At 53.8% G+C, this 21,489-nt stretch carries 16 protein-coding genes; 7 read left to right on the top strand and 9 right to left on the bottom strand.

The genetic code is table 11. The features are described from left to right. Nucleotides 1-44 precede the first annotated feature (44 nt). From KIH39_RS10660 to KIH39_RS10645, 4 genes are all read right to left on the bottom strand, one after another. Nucleotides 45-1,229, bottom strand: a complete 1,185-nt coding sequence (locus tag KIH39_RS10660; protein WP_213499310.1) for a class I SAM-dependent rRNA methyltransferase — start codon at nt 1,227-1,229, stop codon at nt 45-47. A 3-nt stretch (nt 1,230-1,232) separates the two neighbouring features. Then, complete coding sequence (locus KIH39_RS10655; protein WP_213499309.1) at nt 1,233-1,697, bottom strand: response regulator; 465 nt, start codon at nt 1,695-1,697, stop codon at nt 1,233-1,235. A 109-nt stretch (nt 1,698-1,806) separates the two neighbouring features. Further along, nucleotides 1,807-2,580, bottom strand: a complete 774-nt coding sequence (locus tag KIH39_RS10650) for a FliA/WhiG family RNA polymerase sigma factor (RefSeq protein ID WP_213499308.1) — start codon at nt 2,578-2,580, stop codon at nt 1,807-1,809. A 506-nt stretch (nt 2,581-3,086) separates the two neighbouring features. Continuing rightward, complete coding sequence (locus KIH39_RS10645) at nt 3,087-4,910, bottom strand: protein kinase domain-containing protein (protein ID WP_213499307.1); 1,824 nt, start codon at nt 4,908-4,910, stop codon at nt 3,087-3,089. A gap of 236 nt (nt 4,911-5,146) precedes the next feature. Here KIH39_RS10645 and KIH39_RS10640 point away from each other — a divergent pair, with 236 nt between their 5' ends. After that, on the top strand, nt 5,147-5,920 hold the full coding sequence (locus KIH39_RS10640; RefSeq protein ID WP_213499306.1) for a cytochrome c: 774 nt from the start codon (nt 5,147-5,149) through the stop codon (nt 5,918-5,920). Nucleotides 5,921-5,975: 55 nt separating this feature from the next. Here the strand turns inward: KIH39_RS10640 and KIH39_RS10635 are convergent, their stop codons facing one another. Next, complete coding sequence (locus KIH39_RS10635; protein ID WP_213499305.1) at nt 5,976-6,860, bottom strand: carbon-nitrogen hydrolase; 885 nt, start codon at nt 6,858-6,860, stop codon at nt 5,976-5,978. A gap of 72 nt (nt 6,861-6,932) precedes the next feature. Here KIH39_RS10635 and KIH39_RS10630 point away from each other — a divergent pair, with 72 nt between their 5' ends. Both KIH39_RS10630 and KIH39_RS10625 read left to right on the top strand, forming a co-directional pair. Beyond that, a complete protein-coding gene (locus KIH39_RS10630) occupies nt 6,933-7,820 on the top strand; it encodes a uracil-DNA glycosylase (protein WP_213499304.1) in 888 nt (295 codons plus the stop codon). A 117-nt stretch (nt 7,821-7,937) separates the two neighbouring features. Further along, a complete protein-coding gene (locus KIH39_RS10625) occupies nt 7,938-9,239 on the top strand; it encodes a dicarboxylate/amino acid:cation symporter (protein ID WP_213499303.1) in 1,302 nt (433 codons plus the stop codon). Nucleotides 9,240-9,242: 3 nt separating this feature from the next. Here KIH39_RS10625 and KIH39_RS10620 read toward each other — a convergent pair whose 3' ends face one another. Further along, nucleotides 9,243-12,233, bottom strand: coding sequence for a Tex-like N-terminal domain-containing protein (locus KIH39_RS10620; protein ID WP_213499302.1), 2,991 nt, complete (start codon nt 12,231-12,233; stop codon nt 9,243-9,245). Between the two features lie 231 nt (nt 12,234-12,464). Between KIH39_RS10620 and KIH39_RS10615 the strand changes: the two genes are divergently transcribed. The 4 genes from KIH39_RS10615 (at nt 12,465) to truB (ending at nt 15,126) form a co-directional block, all read left to right on the top strand. Next, nucleotides 12,465-13,409 carry a rhomboid family intramembrane serine protease gene (locus tag KIH39_RS10615; protein ID WP_213499301.1) on the top strand — a complete coding sequence of 315 codons (945 nt, stop codon included), beginning with the start codon at nt 12,465-12,467 and terminating at the stop codon, nt 13,407-13,409. Between the two features lie 11 nt (nt 13,410-13,420). Further along, nucleotides 13,421-13,648, top strand: coding sequence for an FmdB family zinc ribbon protein (locus tag KIH39_RS10610; RefSeq protein WP_213499300.1), 228 nt, complete (start codon nt 13,421-13,423; stop codon nt 13,646-13,648). 213 nt (nt 13,649-13,861) lie between these two features. Continuing rightward, a complete protein-coding gene (locus KIH39_RS10605) occupies nt 13,862-14,200 on the top strand; it encodes an ArsR/SmtB family transcription factor (protein WP_246539644.1) in 339 nt (112 codons plus the stop codon). A 59-nt stretch (nt 14,201-14,259) separates the two neighbouring features. Next, on the top strand, nt 14,260-15,126 hold the full coding sequence (gene truB, locus KIH39_RS10600; RefSeq protein ID WP_213499299.1) for a tRNA pseudouridine(55) synthase TruB: 867 nt from the start codon (nt 14,260-14,262) through the stop codon (nt 15,124-15,126). A gap of 174 nt (nt 15,127-15,300) precedes the next feature. Here the strand turns inward: truB and KIH39_RS10595 are convergent, their stop codons facing one another. The 3 genes from KIH39_RS10595 to KIH39_RS10585 all read right to left on the bottom strand — a co-directional run bounded on the left by KIH39_RS10595 (nt 15,301) and on the right by KIH39_RS10585 (nt 21,372). Further along, nucleotides 15,301-18,357 carry a valine--tRNA ligase gene (locus tag KIH39_RS10595; protein ID WP_213499298.1) on the bottom strand — a complete coding sequence of 1,019 codons (3,057 nt, stop codon included), beginning with the start codon at nt 18,355-18,357 and terminating at the stop codon, nt 15,301-15,303. Nucleotides 18,358-18,407: 50 nt separating this feature from the next. Next, the gene (gene cimA / locus KIH39_RS10590) at nt 18,408-19,985 is read right to left on the bottom strand and encodes a citramalate synthase (protein ID WP_213499297.1); all 1,578 of its coding nucleotides are present in this window, start codon (nt 19,983-19,985) and stop codon (nt 18,408-18,410) included. A gap of 274 nt (nt 19,986-20,259) precedes the next feature. After that, the gene (locus tag KIH39_RS10585; protein WP_213499296.1) at nt 20,260-21,372 is read right to left on the bottom strand and encodes a Gfo/Idh/MocA family protein; all 1,113 of its coding nucleotides are present in this window, start codon (nt 21,370-21,372) and stop codon (nt 20,260-20,262) included. Nucleotides 21,373-21,489: the final 117 nt, after the last annotated feature.

Here is a 21,489-nt window from a genome sequence, read left to right as displayed (position 1 = left end):
TAAAGATATCTTCCTAAACATACTTAGCGACCGGGGCAAAAGTTTCAAATGACCCGGCAGATAATGCATTTCAAATACGAGGTCTCCAGACAGTTGGCGTTTACGGGGTGATCGGCTGCCTGCCCGCGACGTTCGATAATCTGTACAAACCGCCGAGTCTCCGTCGCGGCAATGCCGATCAACTCCTCCAACTGCAACTGAGATATCAAACCGGAGCAGCAGCACATGACCAGAATCCCATCGGGAGCCAGCAATTTTAGGGCGTTCCGCAATAACTTGCGGTAACCCTGGGTGGCCACCACCACCGTTTTTTGCGTGCGAGCGAACTTCGGCGGGTCGAGTATAATCCCCGAAAACCGCTTCCCCTGATGAACGGCCAAATTCAAATATTCGAACACATCTGATTTTATGAATTCCATCTTCTGCAGATCGTTCAACGCGGCGTTCCGACGAGCCAAATCGAGGGCGGCCTCCGAAACATCGACGCTTGTAACTTCCGCTGCGCCCCGCTTGGCACAGTGCAACCCAAAACCCCCCGAATAGCTGAACGCATCCAGTACCGTGCGACCTTTCATTAATTCGGAGACGCGGAAGTGGTTGTCGCGCTGATCCACGTAAAATCCCGTCTTCTGTCCCTCCTCCAGGTCCAGGGCAAATTTCACGCCCAATTCATCAATGACGACTTCGCCTGCTTTTTCTCCCATCAGGAGGCCGTCGTGCAGGACGAGGCCTTCCAGTTTTCCGATCCCCTTTTCGGTGCGAATGTAAATGCCTCGCGGGTGGAGTCGTTCGCGGAGGATCTGGGCGAACAATTCGCGCTTGTTGGCCATGGCCAGCGAGGTGAATTGGATCACGAGCCACTGATCGAACTTGTCGACGATCATGCCGGAGAGTTGATCGCCTTCACTGAATATCAGTCGAGTGGCGCACTGCGGACCGAGCAACCCGAGGGCTTCGCGGTAGTCGATTGCGCGGTTGAGGGCAGTCCGCCAGAAATCGTCCGTCAGCGGTTGATCCGGCTGCCAGGAAAACTGGCGGACCGAGATTTTGCTTTTGGAGTTGAAAAGACCGTAAGAGACGAACGCATCTTTATCGGTGTGAACGAGTACGTCCGCCCCATCCGCGGGTTGTCCGTCGATCTGCTGGATATCGCCGGCGAAGATCCAGGGATGCCGAAGCGAAGCCGATTTGCTTCGCCGGGGTTTCAGGAGGATTTTGGGAATCGACATGGTTTAGTGGTTAATGGCCGATTCCACGGACTGGACGTAGGCCAGGGTTCGCTCGATATCGTCCTTACCGTCGCGTGATTCCAGCAGCGAGCGAATTCGATTCAGGAGATCTTCCTGATTGATCGGTTTGGTGAGAAAATCATCGGCGCCTGCATCGACGGCTTTATCGATGTCCGAATGCTGATCCAGGGCCGATACGACAATGACCCCGGTCTGGCGCATCTGCGGATCGGCCCGAACGCACTTACAGACTTCGAAGCCGCTTAGCCGCGGCATCATGATGTCCAGCAGGACGATGTGCGGCTGCCAGTCGCGAATGGCCTGCAGAGCCGATTCCCCGTTGTTCACGGTTCGTATTTCGTAAGGAGTAGCCGCTAGATAGGCTTCCAGCAATTCCAGGCCGTGCGGGTTGTCATCGGCCAGAAGCACGCGAAAGGGCTTGGTTTCAGAGGCTTGCGGTGAACTCATATTCCCGGTCGATCCCTTAGAAGAATTCAGTTGAATTCATTCTACAGGACTCCGGAAAACGGACATGGTTATTTGAAAAGGCGAAGGGGAACCCCTTCGCCCGGACGGATCAGTTGCCGAATTCGGGTCGGCGTTTGGAAAGCTGCGCCTGAAGCCGGTTGACGATGCTGGAGTGCATCTGGCTGACGCGCGATTCGCTCAGGTGCAGCGTGGCTCCGATCTCTTTCATCGTCATTTCCTCGTAGTAATAGAGGATGATGATGAGGCGCTCGTTGCGGTTCAGACCGCGAGTCACAATTCGCATCAGATCGCGGTTCTGCAACCGGTGCGTGGGATCTTCCGATTTCTTGTCCTCGAGAATGTCGATCTCGCGAACGTCTTTATAGCTATCGGTTTCGTACCACTTCTTGTTCAAGCTGACGAGGCTGACGGCCGTCGCTTCGCCGACGTACTCGTCGATCTGCTCGAGCGGAACGCCGAGACGAGCGGCCAATTCCTCGCTGCGCGGCGGGCGACCGAGTTCCGCTTCCAGCTTCTTGCGGGCATCGTCGACCTTCGAGGCCTTCGAGCGAACCAGCCGGGGAACCCAGTCCATGGTTCGCAGCTCATCGAGCATGGCACCTCGAATACGAGGAACGCAGTAGGTCTCGAATTTCACGCCTCGGTTGAGATCGAAGGCGTCGATCGCATCCATCAGCCCGAAAATGCCGGCGCTGATGAGATCGTCCAACTCCACCCCGTCCGGGAGTCTTGCCCAGATTCTCTCGGCGTTATACTTCACTAATGGAAGATAACGCTCTATCAAAATATTACGCAGCTCGACCGTCGGCATGGCCCGGTAATCCAGCCATACCTGTTGGACGTCTTTGTCCACCTGCGTCATCTTGGGTTCCTCCCCTGTTATCGCGGAAGTTTCGCCAGGTCTACAGCCCATTCGACGTAAATCGAATTCCCCCAGACCATGCCTAGGCGGCATTCACACGCGAAGCTTCCTATCCCATCGTATGCGGGAAACCGCAGTAACTTGCGGGGTTTAGTCGCAAATTGCTTCGATAAATCGGACGCTGTCGCGTGAGAATCGCTAAATCTTCCGTCCCCCCCATCGTGTTTCCACGAGGGAACCACTCCTTGCTATCGGAACGCTACGTCCCGATCCTTCATCAAAACCGCTACGATTCGAAAAGTTTACCTTCTCGAGTCGCGAACGCGGGTACGCGAAGCTTTCCCGGACTGCCGATCCCCCAACCGGCGAGTCCGAGTCAGCCATCAACTGAGCACCGCAATAAATATCTGAGATAGCCTTGTAAAGGGCAATAGTTGCAAAAACGGGCGAATTGTAAGCAATGCCGTCGCAACTCGAAGCCAGAGGTGTAATTCGTTCAAAAGAGATCAGGCGGGAGCGGGATAGTTATCGTAAATTGAGTAAATTCGGGATGCGCACTCCTGGAATGCCTGCACGACTCGGACATCAAATTCCTGCCCGGATCCTTGTAAAATTTTCCGAAACGCCTGATCGTGCGAAAGCCCCAATTTTCCCCGGCTGCTTCTGCGCAGATTTTCGTAGGCGTCGATCACCGCAACGATTCGGGCGTGGAACGGATACTGTTCCCCCTTCAGCGCCTGAGGATATCCCGAACCGTCGACTCTTTCGTGGTGAGCTTCCACTCCCTGAGCGATGATCTTGAGCATTCGCGGGGAGGGGTCCGATTGCCGGACCGCGGCCTCCAGAAATTGTGAGCCGATCAGCGGATGGTTGCGAACATTCTCGTTTTCTTCGCGAGTCAGCAATGAACGGCTCGAAAAATATTTCTCGGGGAGTAGCAGCTGGGCAATGTCCGTCAATCGGACGGCCCAGCTCAAAGATTGCATCATCCGCTGATCCAGCACTTTGTCCCACGGATCGGATTTGGCCAGTACCCGGCAGATTTCGTTCAGGCTTTCGACCAGTCGGCTACTCCGTTGCGGACCACTCTGTTCCTTGATTTCCAGAGCGCTCACCAGAGTCTGGTAGACCGTCTCCTCGCGACTTTCGGCCGATTTCGGCTCCGTAGCCTGAGGATGGTCCTCGACCAAGATTACCGGGGACGAGGAGAGAGCTTTGCCGCTAAAGCGCTCCAGCAGCATGGCCGCATCGCGTGCGACGTTAATCCGGCGGCGTGGATCCCGTTCCAGCATTCGCATGATGCCGCCTTCGAGTTCGGCCGGCACATCGGTGCGATACTGTTTGATCTTGCGGAATTGACCTTCGCGAATGATTTTCAAGCTATCGGGAATCGACTTCGACTGGGGAAGGGGAGTGGCACCCGTTAGGAGCCAGAAACAGCAGACACCCAGAGAGTAAATATCTGAGGCCGGAGTAGCTTTCAGAGGATTCTCGCTCTGCTCCAGGGACATGAAATCGATACTACCCAGCAACTCTTCGGCGTAATTCAGTTTGCTTTTCAGATCGAGAGCAATCCCGAAATCGACGATTTTCAACGCCAGATTCGAGGATATCAGCATATTGGAGGGTTTGAGGTCCCGGTGCAGGATACTGGCCTCGTGAATGGCCTGCAAACCCCAGGCGGCTTGCGACATGAAGTCGCACATCTGCTTCACGTCCAGCGGCGTATTTTTTGCGTAGACGAAATTCTCTAAATCCGCTCCGTCCACATACTCCAAGGAAATATAGTGTGCACTTCCGGTTGGAAAATCTGTGGCGGCGGCGATACCCGCGTCGTTGATCTCAGCTACGTTCTTATGGTGGATCTGGTTGAGGACTTTACTCTCATAATAGAACCGCTCCAGTACGCTTTGCGGCATACTCGGGTCCCAATTGAGGATCTTCAAGGCGACTTTTCGACGAAGATGGAGGTGTTCGGCGAGAAAGACGACTCCCACCGTTCCCGAGGAAAGACGGTCTATCAGGATGTAATTTCCAAGAATCAGGCTGTTGATCTGATTCGAGAGAATCCGAGCCATCTGATAGGCGGTGAGGAGTTTAGCGCTCACCAGCAGAGTGCAGAAGCGTTCCCGGGTGTGCGCATCCTTCAATCGATCTTCATAACGCTTGAAAAAGGCCGAAAGGGTTTCCTGGGGGATAATCCGGAGTCGCGCCAGATCATATATGATCTGAGCCACTTCCGGACCCAGGCGATTCCCGTCGAAATCGGTCCGATTCGAAGAGGTTCGATCGAGAGTTTGGCTCTGAGTTTTTAGAGTCAACGGTTTCATTAACGCCAACTTCCGGGGTCTACCCGATAGTCGAAGGGCTTTTTAAAGGGCGCTTCATTTTACGACTACCATCGAAATCTAGTTCGCAACCGGCCAAATTGCAAATGCGTAAGTTTTTAGCGATTTGATCAAAAATCAGCGCAACCACAACTGGTCAAGGATTCCCTTATGAAGTATCGTGACGAATAATGGGCTATGATTCGCCCGGATTGCTTTCCCTCCTAGGTGTACCTGCCATGCAAATTCGTTCTCTTGGCTTGAAAATCGGCTTCAGTATCGCTCTATTCCTCGGTTTTGTGGCCGTAACTGAACTCTCGGCCGCTTCCGTGACGGCTGACGACTTCAAGGCGATTCTGGATCACGATTCTGCTCATTTGCTCAAACAACTCAAAGACGGCTCGCCGGATAAGAAAGGAATTATCCAATCGAAGGCCACGGCCATGCTGATTGCTATGTATGCACAAAAGCAGATGGACGGCAAAGACAAGACGCGCGACCAGCAATTGGCCACTCTTCGCGATAACGCCGTCAAAGTCGCCGAAGCCGTTTCCAGCAAGAAATATAAGGACGCCGTGGAAGCCGCCAAACTGCTCTCGTTGAAGACCGCCGCCAATCCTTCCGCCAAAACCGAAGCCATCGATCTTTCCAAGCTGGCCAAGTTCGAAATGTTCGAACTGATGAGTCCTTTGAAAAAGACCTCGGGGGGGGGCTTGAATCTCGAAAGCGATTTGAAGGAGATGGCAGACAAATTGAAGGATGCAAGTAAGGTCCCGGGCTTGGCCGCACGGATTCTTACCATCGCCGAATATACCGAAAACATGCCGACCGATACCGGTTCGGGCAAAAAGTCGGTCGCCAACTGGAAAAAGTATGCCAAGATGATGAAGGATGCCGCCGATGAAGTTTACGAAGGTTCGAAAGCGGCCAAACCCGACCTGAAGAAGCTGCAGACGTCGCTCGGTAAGCTGAATGCCAGCTGCACCGAGTGCCACAACGTCTTCAAGAACTAAACTGGATCACTGAAAAATTGGAAGTGTAAAAAAGGCGGAGAGATCTCCGCCTTTTTTATTCGATGGCAGTTTGAAGTATTTCGGCGTAGGCATCGGTCCGACGATCGCGGAAAAAGGGCCAGTTTCGCCGCACATCCAGCATCCGGGAACGTTTGCACTCCTGAATCACCAGTTCTTCTTGGTAATGGGAACCCTCGGCCACCAGAATGCCGAAAGGATCGGACACAAATGAGGCTCCCCAGAATTCCAGGCCGCCTTCCCGGTCCTGCTCGAAGCCCACTCGATTGATGGCCGCTACATAAATCCCATTCGCGATGGCATGGCCGCGCTGCACAGTTCGCCAGGCATCGTGCTGCGAGACGCCAAATTCCTCTTTCTCCCGGGGATGCCAGCCGATGGCCGTGGGGTAGATAAGGACTTCGGCTCCCTTTAGGGCCGTAATGCGGGCTCCCTCGGGAAACCACTGGTCCCAGCACACCAGAACTCCCAATTTAGCGTAACGAGTTTTGATGGCCTTGAAACCGAGATCCCCCGGTCGGAAGTAGTATTTCTCGTAAAACAGGGGATCGTGCGGGATGTGCATCTTGCGGTAAAGCCCGGCTATCGAGCCATCGGCATCGAAAACGACAGCCGTGTTCATGCAGGTTCCGGTTACTCGCTTCTCAAAGAGTGATGCGACGACGACCACGTTGTGCTGCTTCGCCGCGGCAGCCAGTTTCTCGGTTCGCGGACCAGGGATTTCTTCGGCCAGATCGAAGAGCGACATGTCATGGACTTTGCAGAAGTAATGGCTCAGAAAAAGCTCGGGTAAGCAGACGATCTGGACCCCTTTCCGGGCTGCTTCGGCGATGTAATGCAGGGCCGCATCCATGTTCACATTAGGATCGGCATCGCACTTCATCTGCACCAGACCCAGTTTGAAAACATCCGAATCCGACATCTCTTTAACCCCTAAACTCGCTTCCGATCCCATTTCAATTCTTATCATAAGAATCAAGGGGGACTCTGCGAGATGGCAAGTGATGACAACCCGGCAATCGATCTGACGGAAGTTGCTCGAGAACTCCTACTTAGCCTGCAAACCGCCGGCGTGGAATATCTGCCCTTCGACTGGTCAAAGATCCAGAACGCACCAGCTATGGGGCCGACTCCGGTTGCTGAAACCGTGCGATTTTCTCAGCATTTTCCCGCGCCTTTGGTGCCGCCACCGCCGGTGACTAGTCCAGTTCCACCACAGAAACTCGATCGTCCGGCCCCCATAACGCGAACCCCCGCACCTGCGCTTACTCCGGTAGCTACACCAACCAAGCCGAAGCCGACCAAAAATCCGCCGAAGCAACTCCCGACCGTTTCTCCCTTGCAGCTGGAGGTGGAGGCCTGCGAAAAATGCACTTCTTTGAGTGCCACCCGAATCAAGCCGATTTTCGGGCAGGGGAGCAGCAAACCGGTAATCCTCTTTCTGGGCGATTCGCCAATTGCCGAGGAAGATCGGAAAAGCCAGCTTTTCGTCGACGAAGCCGGCGAACTTTTTCAAAAGATGATGGTAGCCTGCGGCTTGACCCCGGAAGAGATTTATATCACGACCGCACTGAAATGCCGGTTACCCGGCTCCAGAGAAGCCAAACCGCAGGAACGCGAGAATTGCCGGGGCTATCTCGAAGCCCAGATCATGGAATTGCAGCCGCAGGCGATCTGCTGCTTTGGCGAATCCGCCAGCCGAGGTTTACTGAATTCGCTGGAAGAGTGGAATACCTTGCGTGCCGGCAAGCATCAGTACATTGGCTTCCCGGTCTATTGCACCTATCATCCCCGGACGTTACTCAAAAATGCAAATCTCAAGCGCGATACCTGGGATGATCTCCGTCGCATGCTGAAGGAGCTGGGCCGGGCCGTGAATTGATCGTACGGCCAAGTAATGGTTCAAAATCGAGAAAGTCTGCCAATTTCCATTCGCGTCTATTGTTGTCGGAACGCTTAGCGACTATCTTGCCTCGAAGAAATCCCTTGAGGCTAACCTATGTCGAGTCGTTCCGAATCGGGTCATTACAAAATTTTGATCAGCCTCGTTCTCGGGGCCGCTTTGGGAGTTCTGGCAAACTCCTTCGCGCCCGAGAGCCTGCTACTCAAAGGGCTTATAAGAAACTTCACCCGTCCTCTGGGTCAGATTTTCATCAATCTCCTGATGCTGGGCATCATTCCGCTGGTGTTTGCTTCGCTGGCCCTGGGAGTTACCCGTCTCGGTGGTGGAAATAACCTGGGGCGAATCGGCTTCAAAACGATCAGCTACTTCGTTCTTACCACCACCTGTGCGGCCTGCATCGGCCTAACTTTGGTGAACAGCATTAAGCCGGGAAATCAGATTTCGGATGAACAGAAAACCAAATTAATGGCGGCCAAGGGAGAAGCGGACAAGAAACTGCAGAATAAACGCGAAGTCGATATCAACCTGCTGGTGAATATCGTTCCTTCCAATCCGCTGAAGGCCTTTTCCGACAAGGATATGCTGGCCGTGATTTTCACCTCTCTCCTGGTGGGAGTAGCGCTGACTCGAATCGAACAGGAACGCGCGCAACTGATCGTCAAAGTCCTCGAAGGGGTAAACCAGATCACCGATTTTATTCTGGGCACGGCCATGAAGCTGGCTCCGTACGCCGTGTTTTGTCTGATTTTCACCACCGCGGCCGAATTTGGTTGGGAATTGCTGGTCGCACTCGCGGCTTTTGTGGCCACCGTACTCATCGGACTAGGAATTCAGCTTCTGGTGGTTTTCCCGATTCTCGTGAAGTTGCTCGGCGGCATGAATCCCCTGGAGTTTTTCCGAAAATCACGCGGTACGATGATTACTGCCTTCTCCACCAGTTCTTCGAGTGCCACACTCCCGACGGCCATGAAATGTGCAGAAGAGGAGTTGGGGGTCCCCAAAGCGGTTTCCCGTTTTGTCCTGCCCTTGAGTGCCTCGATGAATCATAACGGCACGGCCCTTTTCGAGGGGGTGACCGTGATGTTCCTCGCTCAAGTGTTTGGTGTCGACCTCACCCTGCAACAACAACTGATCGTTCTGGTAATGTGCGTGATCACCGCGACAGGCTTGGCCGGGGTGCCGGGAGGCTCGATCCCGTTAATCGGATTGATTCTGGCTCAGAACGGAGTTCAACCGGATGCGATTGCGATCGTACTCGGCGTGGATCGACTTTTGGATATGTGCCGGACGATGGTGAATGTAACGGGAGATCTCACTACGACGCTATATGTTTCCCGGAGTGAGCGAGAGAATTTAAAATTGGAAGGGCCTCCGCCAGAACCGGCGGAGGCCGCTTAAACTTTATTCCGCCTTAGGTGTTTCACCTTCGGGAGGTGTTTGGGCTTCCGGAGCTTGCGGCGGTGCAGATTCCGGAGGTTTAGCGGGAGCGCCCGGTTCTTCCTTGGCCTTGAAGAAAGCCATCAACTCGCCAAAAGTTTGCAGCGGGGCCTTCCCCTTCAACGCATCCTTGGAAAGCTTCGGTAAAGGCTTGTCCGTTCTAGGCTTACGATTCGACGGCGGCGTGACATCCACAGGCTTGGAGGAGGGCGGCGGCGCTTGTTGATCGCGGCGTTGGAACCGGCCGCCGCCTTGTTGCTGGCCGCCGCCGGGTCGAGGCTGGAAACCGCGACGGGGTTGATCTCCGCCACCTTGTCCTGCGGGGCGCGGCGGACGGTCGCCTTGCGGTGCCGGTCGATCGTTGCGCTCCGATCGTTGTTCCTGACGTGGTGGCCGCTGATCCTGTCGCCGTTCCTGTCGGGCGGGCGGATGGGGATCGATCATCGTCAGCGAAACTTTTTTCGCGGTAGTGTCGATCTTCAGAACCCAGCACTTCACAATATCGCCTACCGAAACGACATCGAAAGGACTTCGGATGAATCGATTGGCCATCTGACTGATGTGAACCAGACCGCTATCTCGAAGTCCGACATCGACGAAAGCCCCGAACTGAACCACATTGAGAACCGTTCCCTGCAGCTCCTGCCCAACGGCCAATTCTTCGAATTGCAGCATGGCTTTGCGGAGAATGGGGACTGGTCCGTGCAGGCGCGGGTCGGTGGTCGGCACGAATACCGCATCGAGGACATCCTTAACCGTGTCGGGGCTGACCTTCCAGCGTTCAGATAGCTGCTGAAGATTGAAGGTTTTCAGCTTTTCCTTGATCTTTTCATTCTTTTCAGGATGGCTAAGATCCGCAGTGATAAACCCGTATTCGGAAAGCAATTGCTTCAGCAGGACGTATTGTTCTGGATGCAATCGGGTCGCATCGAGAGGTTCTTCGCCCCCGGAGATCTGCAGGAAAGCGGCGGCTTGCCGATATTTCTCCGGCGTCATGGTCGATACTTGCAGCAGATCTTCCCGCTTCTTATAAACCCCGTTTCGGCTGCGGTGATCGACGATCTCGCGGGCCAGAATGGGATTCAGACCCGAGACAAATCGCAAGAGGGAAATCGTGGCCTTGTTGAGATCGACGCCAATATCGTTGACGCACGATTCAATGACCGTTTCCAGCGTCTCTTTCAGCTTCTTGACTTTGACATCCTGCTGATAGACACCGATTCCGATTTGCTGTGGATCGAGTTTGACCAGCTCCCGCAAGGGATCCTGTAAGCGGCGACCGATCGAAATGGCCGCTCGTACTGTGGGATCCAATTCGGGAAATTCTTCCCGAGCAATCGGGCTGGTGGAGTAGTCGTTGGAGCCCGCTTCGTTGATGACGGCATAAGCCAGTTCCAGATCGGGTTCTGGGAGCGCGGATAAATCTTCCAGAACAACCTGAGGCGCTTCTACCGGAGCAGCCAGAGGCGCTTCTACCGGAGCAGGAGTTTCGGGAGTCGCAGTTGGTGTTGTTGCCGTTTCCGGGACAGGTGTTTCAGGTGTTATCGTAGTCGCTTCCGGAGTTGATTCCGACACTTCACTGACAGAGGCGGGTGTTTCACTCGCTTCTGCCGTAACCGCAGGTGTTTCCGAGACTTCCGGAGCGGTCGGTTTGGCTACTTCTTTTTCGGTTTTAGCAGCTGCCGGGGCGACCATCACCGGATCTTCCGGGATCGGCAAACCTTTTCGCTTGCAATCGAAGGCATGGATCAAATCGCTGACCAGGACTTCGGTATCCCGGCTGGCCGTGCCGTTGCCGATGGCGATGACCTGAACGCCATGCTTTCGAATCATTTTTTCGAGAGCGTGCTTCGATTCTTTTCGCTGGTACTGCGGCGAGTGCGGGAAAATCGAAGTCTCTTCCAGAAGTTCGCCGTCTTCGGAAAGAACCGCCACGCGGCAGCCGTTACGCATGCCGGGGTCGATCGCCAGTAATCGCTTGTTCACCAGCGGATGCTGCATCAGCATGCTGTGAAGGTTACGGGCGGCAGTGCCGATGGCGTGATCGGAGGCGATATCGGTCAGTTCGCGACGGACTTCCTTCTCCAGGCTCGGAAGAAGCAGGCGAGTGATGGCATCGTCGGCGACTTGAAGTAGAAAAGCCTGATGCGGATGATCCTGAAGATTCAGAGCTTTCAAACTGGCGAGTTTGATTCGCTCGGAATCCGCTTCCACGCGAACCTTCAGTACGTTTTCCCGTTCGCCCCGGTTGATGAGCAGGATGCGATGGGCCGGGATGGTTTTGATGCTCTCGCTGAATTTGTGATAGTCGCGATAATCGCGTGCTTTTTCTTCGCTTGCCGAATCGTTCTTGGTAACGACCAGATTGCCGGTTTCCCAGAGGATCGGTCGGGCCGGAGCTCGCACGATGGCCAGATCGGCGATCATCTCGGCGAGAATCTGCTGGGCACCGTTCAGCACGTCTTCCGGTGTGATGAGTAGTTTTTCCGGAGCGACCATGCCGTTGACGACATCGAGCAGATTTTCCACAGCCGGATCGCGATTCCAGATGGCCAGTGCCAGTGGTTCCAGCCCGCGATCGCGGGCATCCTGAGAAGTCGATTTTTTCTTCGGCTTGAAGGGAAGGTAGAGATCGTCCAGTCTTCGCGGAGTTTCCGCGGCCTGGATGGCCTCCTTCAGTTCCGGAGTCAGCTTTCCCTGAGCTTCAAGGTTTTTCAAAATCGTTTTTTTGCGATCCTGATGCTGTCGGTATTCGTGAATTCGCTCGGCAAGACGCCGCAGTATATCCTCCGGTAGTCCTCCCGTTTTTTCGCGTGCATACCTTGCTAGATAGGGTACAGTACACCCCTCATCCAGTAGCTGCATCACACTCTCAACCTGCGATTTGCGGATTTGAAAGTCTTGAGCGATACGGGATGCTTCGAGAAGCGTGGCGGACTGTTGTTCAGTTTGCATGTGCAATCGATCCGGTCGGATGATGGCGGTGATATTATCCGGATTCGCCGATCGTTGGCCCAGTGATGGCGAATAATACAGTAGGTTTTCTACGATATGCTGAAACGGGCGTCCAAATTAAACGCTCGAACCGGGAGAAATATCCGGTTTGCCTTTGCGGAAAATTGAAATCTGCTGGCGGACAATAGTCCTGTCTGTAAGAATGAAATTATTCACAGGACGGGGGCCCTCATGGGAATCCAGGATCGAGATTATTACAGGAAAGACACGGCAGGATCGTTTGGAAACCTCCTTTCCGCCGGATCGGTTGTTAAGACGCTTGTAGTGATTTATTCAGTGGTTTTCCTTACTGAAGTTTTCACAAAACAACTCCCCCCTCGGGGAATAGGCCCTTTCACCTCGCGGATGATCTTTGAAAGCGAATCGATCCGGGAGGGGGAGATCTGGCGGCTGTTCACGGGTTTATTCCTGAGTAATCCGTATGGATTGCTTGGAGTGCTCTGTAATTTGTTCACGCTTTGGTGGGCCGGTAAAGAAATTTGCCTGATTTATGGCGATCGGGAATTTGTCAGTTTTTTTCTCTCGGCCGGTTTACTCGGATCGGTAGTGGCCTTTGCAATCAGCCTGACACTTCAGGAGCCGATTATTCTGTTCTTGGCCGCAACTCCGATGGTTAGTCTTCTGACGCTTTATGCAATGCATTACCCGCGAACCCAGATTTTGCTTTTTTTCGTACTCCCAGTCCCCATCTGGATTTGCATCGGTCTCTTGGTCGCAATTGATTTGATGAACGTTTCTGATGGACACCCCCCCGTCAATCTCGGCGCCGACCTTACGAGTATCATCTTTGCGGTTCTCTATAAACGAAACAATTGGCGGATTTTCAAAATCCTGAATCGACTAAACGTCTTTGCAAAACGGGACTCGCAATCTCAGCTGAGGGTATACCGGGAGAAATCCAAACCGAATTCCCAACGATCCGAGCCGATATCTGTAGCTGAGCCGAATCGGAGTTCCCCCAACATCAAAATTGCAACCGATGAACAGTTGGAAGCCCGGCTCGATCAGGTGCTGGATAAAGTCCAGAAGCAGGGGCAGGCCAGCCTGACGGACGAAGAGCGAGAATTGCTCTTTCGGGCGAGTGAAATCTACAAAAAGCGAAGGAAAAGCGATTAGAGGTATTAGCGATGCCAATTTACGACTATCACTGCGATCCGTGTCAGAAAGATTTTGAAATTTTAATCCGTAACGATCAGGATCGAGAAGACTTGCACTGCCCGGACTGCCAGAATAAGCACCTTCGGCAACTCTTGAGTATGCCCGCAAAGCCGGTCATGGCAATGGCTTCGAGCACACCCTGCGGTGGAGAAGGACCTTCCTGCGGCGCTCCCTGGTGTCAGCGCGGTAGGAATTGATTCAGGGATGATCGTACGACTCCCTGATTGTACATGAAAAACTCATTAATCTATAAGTCTTTAATTGTCATGGACTTATAGCATTTTAATTGCCAGCCTATTTGCCGGGGATATTCCTATTGCCCGCCCCCCTAACATTCATATAAATGAATGAACACTGGTAATTTCGGTTCATTTCAGCCAGATGAACCCCTATTTTTTGGATATTTAGATATGTCTTTGACCGAAGGATCCACCTCAATGACCGACCTGGAACAAGCGAAGAACTGCGCTAAGTTACTCCAGGCGATCGCTGAACCCAATCGGATACGCATTATCGAGTGTCTTTGGGCCGGTTCGAAAAATGTCACCGAACTTCACAAAATGCTGGATGTGGCCATCGTTAACGTCTCTCACCACTTGGGTGTGTTGCGCTCGGCCGGTCTGGTGCAGGATAAAAAGCAGGGCCGATTCGTTCTGTACTCGCTCTCTCCCAAGTATTTCCGGGAAGACCCCTCGGCCCCCAAGAGCCTGGATCTGGGCTGGTGCCAAATTGCCATTCCTCGGACGTAAGCGAACTTGGACCTTCCCCACCCGCCGAGTTCGGCGGGTTTTTTCGTTGGTAGAGCGACATGCACGGAATCCTGGTACTCAATAAGCCTTCCGGTCCCACCTCCCGGTCGGCGGTCAACGAAATTCAGAAGCTGCTCTTTCGCCGCACCAAACTGGGCCATGCGGGAACCCTCGACCCGTTAGCCAGTGGCGTGCTGCTGCTCGCTCTAGGCCAGGCCACGCGTCTGATTGAATATCTGCAGGACATGCCGAAGGTTTACCGAACGGTCATTCGGTTGGGAGCTACCAGCAGCACCGACGATGCCGCCGGGGAGATCGCGGAGAGAGCAGGGCAGACGCCAGTAGCAGAAGCCGATATTCGCGAGAAACTGGAGTCGTTTGTCGGAATCATCGAGCAGTTACCTCCCGCCTTTTCCGCCATCAAAATTGATGGCAAAAGAGCCCACGAGCTAGCCCGAAAAAACAGGACGGTGGAACTGACTCCTCGACCTGTGCGGATCGACTGCATTGACTTTCTCGGGTACCAGTGGCCAGAGTTGGAACTCCGCATCCATTGCGGAAAAGGGACTTACATCCGCTCGATTGCTCGCGACCTGGGAGAGAAATTAGGTTGTGGCGGTCTGGTACAAGTACTCGAACGCGAAGCAGTGGGCCCATTCGATCTTTCAGATCCACTGCCGGTCGATTGCAATTTTGAAATGATCCAACGGGCCGTGATGCCGATGGAAAGTGCGATAGCGGGTATGCCTCGCGAGCAGATTTCGGAGGAAGAGATCGCCAAACTCTATCAGGGCCAGTTTCTCAATCGGCTTGGGCAACCCGATTTGGAGGAACTCGCACTTTTCGATCAAAAGGGCGTTCTTCAGGGGATTGTCAGCCGCAAAGAGGGGACTTTATATCCCCAGAAGGTGTTTAAGAATTATTGATTATCGGTCAGCGGTTAGCGAGAGAATTTTAAACTGGGGCTTTCCCGTCAAAATAATTACTCCGGGTGCTATTCGCTCTCAACTAAAATTTCCTAGCTGAAAGCTGAAAGCTGAAAGCTGAAAGCTGAAAGCTGAAAGCTGAAAGCTGAAAGCTGAAAGCTGAAAGCTGAAAGCTCACTCCTTAAAGCTCTGAATCATCCCTTCCAAACTGACGATCTGCTTTTCGAGATCGACGATCAGGGCTTTCTGCTGCTCGATGATCTCTGCCGGGGCTCGCGATACGAATTTCTCGTCGGAAAGTTTCTTTCGGGTACCTTCCAACGATTTTTTCTTGTCGACGATCTGCTTCTCTAGTCGTTTCACCTCGCCGGCGGGATCAATCAACCCCTGCAACGATACGAAGGTCTCAAAGTCGCTTGCCAAGACCGTCGCGGCCTGTTTCGGCTTAGTAAGTCCCGGTCCACTTTCGAGTTTGCCCACTCCCGCCAGAAGCTTGATAAACAATTCGAGAGCAGTGAAATCGCTCGCCACTTCCTCGGCACAAATGACCGTCGTATCCAAAGGCGTGCGGGTATCGATCATATAGCGATTGCGAATCTCGCGCACGCCGCGCACCAGTTCCTGCATGCGGGCAAAGCGTTTTTCCAACCCGGCATCGGACCAACTCGCCGGATAGCTCGGCCAGGAGGCAACCATTACAGAATCGGCGGCTTTGGCGACAGATTCCAGACCGCGGTTGGGCACCCGTTGATTGAGTTCCTGCCAGATGCTCTCGGCCACAAAGGGCATCACGGGATGTACCAGTTTCAGAATCCCATCGAGCACACCGACCAGTACCGATTGAACGCTCTCTGCGGAGTCGCCTTTCGTGCGACCCTTGGCCATTTCGATGTACCAGTCGCAGAATTCCGACCAGGTGAATTCGTAAATCTGCTTGGCGACATCGCTGAATCGGTAGCTTTCGAGATGTTCGGTAATTTCTCGCGAGGTCGTGGATAAGCGACTGAGAATCCATTTGTCTTCAATCGGGAGCTTTGCGTAATCGAGTTTTTGAGGCACAAAGCCCGGCTCGATATTCATCAAAATGAATCGAGCGGCGTTCCACATCTTGTTGGCGAAGTTTCGACCCAGTTCGAAGCGTTCTGCGCCTTGCTTGGCCGTCTTCAATTCCTTGTCTTCATCGGGCCAGGGACCCCCCGGACGGAATGGCTGTTTGCACGAAGGGCAATTCAGCTTCTTCGTCCGCATGTACATGTGCTCTTGCTTGACCGGAACCGAAGTACCGCAGTTAGGGCAGATGTTGCTGACTGGTAATCGGCTATCCTGGGTTTCGGTCGCCAAGCTTGCCATTCCAAAACGCAAAGCATCCGTGCCGTAAATATCGATGATATCGAGCGGATCCACCCCGTTGCCCTTGGATTTGGACATGGTTTCGCCAAATCCATCCAGCATCTTCGGGTGAACGTAAACATGTCGGAACGGAATTTTGCCGGTGTTGTAGAGGCCGGTCAGCACCATGCGGGCCACCCACAAAGTGATGATGTCGCGGCTAGTCACCAGGGTGCTGGTTGGGTAATACTTTTTGAACTCGGGTGTCTCTTCCGGCCAGCCGAGAGTCGAATGCGGCCACAACGCGGAGGAGAACCAAGTGTCGAGGACGTCAGAATCTTGCGTAAATCCATGCGAATTCAGCCAAGACACGAAGTTAGGGTTGTCACTTTGTGAAGGTGAAGGTGCGATAAACCATGTGACTTCTTCTTTCTCTGAAGTCTGAATTGCTTCCCCAAAACATTGGTGAGATTTTCTATGTCCGGTCACGTGGTACATTTCAGTCGAAGTTTGAACCGCAATAAGATGTTCTGAAGCTTCGCCTGCAAGGAAAAAATCAGACCATTGTTCGTCGTGTTCAAGCTTGTACCTCATATCCGATGATGAAATCACTTTAGTCCATACAGGTATTCGGTGCCCCCACCATAACTGCCGGCTGATGCACCAGTCGCGTTTTTCCCCCAGCCAGTCGAGATAGGTCTTGGCGTATCTTTCGGGGAAAAATTTTACCGCACCGGAAGTCACGGCATCGAGCGCCATTTGAGCCAGGCCCGGCTTACCATCCTCGCGATCAGCCATTTTCACGAACCACTGATCGGAGAGATAGGGCTCAATCGGCGTCTTGCTGCGATCGCTGAATTTCAAAGGAATTGTACGGTCTTCCCGGCCTTCAAAAAACCCGAGTTCTTCCATCTCTTTCACAATCGCTTCGCGAACCTTGAAACGATCCTGCCCGGCGTAATTACCTCCATTAGCGTTTATGGTGCCGTCCGGATTGAGGATGTTGATGATCTCAATCTGCGGATTTCGCTGCCAGCAAGCATAGTCGTTCGGATCGTGAGCCGGTGTCACCTTCACGCATCCGGTACCCAGCGTCGGATCGGCCAGCAAGCCATCGGCGATGATGGGAATCGTCCTACCCAGGCTATGCGGTAAAGAAACTCTTTTGCCGATCAGATGCTGGTAGCGTTCATCGCTGGGGTGCACGCAGAGGGCGGAGTCGCCGAGCATGGTTTCCGGTCGCGTGGTCGAAAAGCGAATCGATTCTTCACTCCCAACCACGGGATAACGGAACGTCCAAAATCCCCCAGCCGTATCCTCAGTGTAAGTTTCATCATCGGCCACGCTGGTTTGCAGTTGCGTATCCCAGTTCACCAACCGTTTGCCGCGGTAGATGTAGCCGTCCTTGAACATGTTGAAGAAGGTTTCGCGCACGGCCTTGGCGCAGATCGGGTCGAGCGTAAAGCGCTGCCGATTCCAGTCCGCACTGGAGCCTAGTTGCTTCAACTGGGTGGTGATGCGGGCTTCGTATTGCTCTTTCCATTGCCAGATGCGTTTGACCAGTTCCTCGCGGCCGAGGTCGTGGCGATTCTTTTTCTCTTCCGTCAGAATGCGCTTTTCCACCACACTCTGCGTGGCGATCCCGGCATGATCGGTCCCGGGAATCCACAAGGTATTGCGGCCCTGCATCCGCCGCCAGCGGATCAGGATATCCTGCAGGGTGTTGTTCAGAGCGTGCCCGAGGTGCAATGCCCCTGTGACGTTCGGCGGCGGGATGACGATGGAATAGGCTTCGGCCGGATTTTTAGGATCGGCAGAAAAGTAACCCTTTTCCAACCAGAATTGCAGGCAGCGGCCTTGCGCTTCCTTGGTGTCGTAGGCTTTGGCGATTTCGTTGCTCATATATATTTTTCCGAAGAGATTAAACGCAAGGGAGTTTCATCGCCTTGCATTCAATTCGTTTTCGCTCCCGCTTCCTTGTCCTTGAACAACTTGTATTCGATGGAATCGACTAGCGCCAGCCAGCTGGCTTCGATGATATTTTCAGAAACTCCGATGGTACCCCAGACATCGCCCTGATCGCGCGATTCGATGGTCACTCTCACCTTGGCCGCCGTGCCTGCCCGGTTGTTGACGACGCGTACTTTGTAATCGACCAACTGCAGTTCCGACAGTTGCGGAAACGAGGAGAGCAGGGCCTTGCGCAAAGCCCCATCCAAGGCGTTCACCGGGCCATCGCCTTCCGCCACCGTATGCAGGATTTTATCGGCCAGACCGATCTTGACCGTGGCCTCGGTGATCGGTTTGTTATTTTTGTCATGTTCGATGTTCACGCGGTAAGCGATGAGATCGAACCAGGGTTTATATAGCCCGGCCACTTTCTTCACCAGCAAGTCGAAGGAAGCCTCGGCCGCTTCGAATTCATAGCCGTCGTTTTCCAGATCCTGCACTTGATTCAAGATCTTGCTCATCAACGGTTTATCATTGTGCAGGTCGTATTTCTGCGTTTTCGTCAGTATGGTCGAACGGCCGGACAGTTCGCTGACCAGCACCCGACGTTCGTTCCCCACCTGAGTGGGATCGATGTGCTCGTAGCTCACCGGATTTAAAGCGACCGCATGGGTATGCATGCCCCCTTTGTGGGCGAAGGCACTTTGTCCCACGAATGGCTGGCCGTTGCGATGGTTGAGATTGGCAATCTCGTAGACATAGCGGGAGGCTTCCGTCAGTTTCGCCAGACTTCCTGGTTGAAGAACTTCCAGGCCGTATTTCAGGTTCAGGTTGGCGATAACGCTGACCAGGTCCACGTTGCCGCAGCGTTCGCCGATGCCATTCATAGTTCCCTGTACTTGCGACGCACCAGCGCGTACCGCGGCCAGGCTGTTCGCAACCGCCAGTTCACAGTCGTTGTGGCAGTGAATGCCCACCTGGCACTTGATTTCTTTGCAGACGGCTGTTACACGCTCGGAAATCACCTCGGGCATGGTGCCGCCGTTGGTATCGCACAGGATCACCACACTGGCTCCCGCTTTTTCCGCGGCCTTCAGGGTTTTCAGAGCATATTCCGGATTCGCTTTATAGCCGTCGAAAAAATGCTCGGCGTCGTACATCACTTCCCGGCCGAGTGATCGACAATAAGCGATGGAGTCCTCGATCATTTTCAGATTCTCTTCGAGTGAAGTCGAAAGAATCTGCTGCACCTGCATATCCCAGGTTTTGCCCACGATGCAAATTACGGGAGCTTGGGAGTCGATGAGTGCTTTCAAGCAGGTGTCTGTTTCGGGCGGCGAATTCTTCCGGCGGGTCATGCCGAAGGCACAAACCTTGGAGTGTTTCAATGGCAGTTGCTGAACCGCCACGAAGTATTCGTGATCTTTGGGGTTGGAAAGGGGATAGCCCCCTTCGATGTAATCGACCCCCAGTTCATCGAGCTTTTTCGTGAGAAGAAGCTTATCTTCCAGGGAGAAGTTCACACCTTCCCCCTGGCTGCCGTCGCGGAGCGTGGTATCGTATATGGCGATGCGTTTCATAAAGCTTTTCTCGTAACCGCTTTTCTCGTATTCCAATCAACAAAAAAAGCCCTGGAGTTTGGCTCCAGGGCTTTGAGGGTGTCTAAGTTCTGACCCGCCCGGAGCTATTCGCCGTGAATAATAACGACTACGGAGCGTACAATACGTACCTCGGTGACATCGTTAACGCGAATAGCCTGAATTCGAATCATAACTTGAGTATATCACACGATTTGAGTCCGTCCAGACGGACGGATTCATTTGTCCTCTAGGAATCTAAGACCGCATCGCTTCATTAAAAGTTCGGGATCTCGACGCGTTCGCCGCCCTTCATGGCCGACATATGGGCACAAATTCCGACAGCGGTCCAGTTGGCGGAAGTCGGTGCATCGGGCATCGCGACCTTCTCCCCTAGCACGGCCATCAAGAAATTGTGCGTCAGGTGCGGGTGACTGCCACCGTGGCCACCCCCTTGCAGGAAGCTCAGGTGATCGGCGTCCTGAATCGCGGCTGGCATGGTGAATTTGCGAATCGGTTCCGGCAAGAGGTGGGCGTAATCGGGCACCTTCACGCGCTGGGGAATTTCCGGCTCCGGCAGGCCGCGGGTATGAATCACCGGATCTTCATTTTCGACCTGCTGCCATTCGAAGGACTTCTTGGATCCCGTGGCATCGAAACTTTCTCGATACTGCCGGGCGGTATCGAAGAGGCTCCGGGTCACTTCGGCCACCACATCGCTACCGCGAATCTTGAAGGTGGCCGTTTCAAGGGCGAACGGGCTGTTGTACTTGGGAATGAGCTCTTCGCGAATCCGACCCGAGCCGTGGCAGACAACGCTCTCGGCCAGCTTGCCGAGAATGGCGAGGCAGGGACTGACGCAGTGGGTGGCGTAGTGCATGGGCGGCAGGCCTGGCCAGTAATCAGGCCAGCCATCCATATCCTGCTGATGGCTGCCGCGCAGGAATTGCAGACGACCCAACTCCCCTTTGTCGTAGAGCTCTTTGACGAAAAGATATTCGCGAGCGTAGACGACGGTTTCCATCATCATGTAGACTTTGCCGCTCTTTCGCTGGGCGTCGCACAGGACGTGCAGTTCATCCAGCGTGGTGGCCATCGGTACCGTACAGGCGACATGCTTGCCCGCTTTCAGCGCGGCCAGACTCTGCGAAGCGTGATCGGGAATCGGGCTATTGATGTGAATGGCATCGATATCCGGATCTTTCAGCAGATCTTCGTAGCTGGTGTACCGCTTGGCGATTTTGTATTTGTCGCCGCAGGCGTTAAGTTCCTTGACATTTCGTCGGCAGATGGCGGCCATTTCGGCATTGGGGTGGGCTTGATAAATGGGAATGAATTCCGCCCCGAAGCCCAGGCCTACGATTGCAACGCGAACCTTTTTGGTTGACATGGGAGAGCCTCTCTAATGAATGAATTCCCGTTGCGACACCTCCGGAAGAAGCAATAATTCCGGTTGGCCGCCAAGGGGATTATTAGAGAGGATAAGATTTCTACCCGGCACCCGCAA

The sequence above is a fragment of the Telmatocola sphagniphila genome, assembly GCF_018398935.1.
Taxonomy (GTDB): Bacteria; Planctomycetota; Planctomycetia; order Gemmatales; family Gemmataceae; genus Telmatocola; species Telmatocola sphagniphila.
This window is presented reverse-complemented; position numbering and strand designations above follow the sequence as displayed.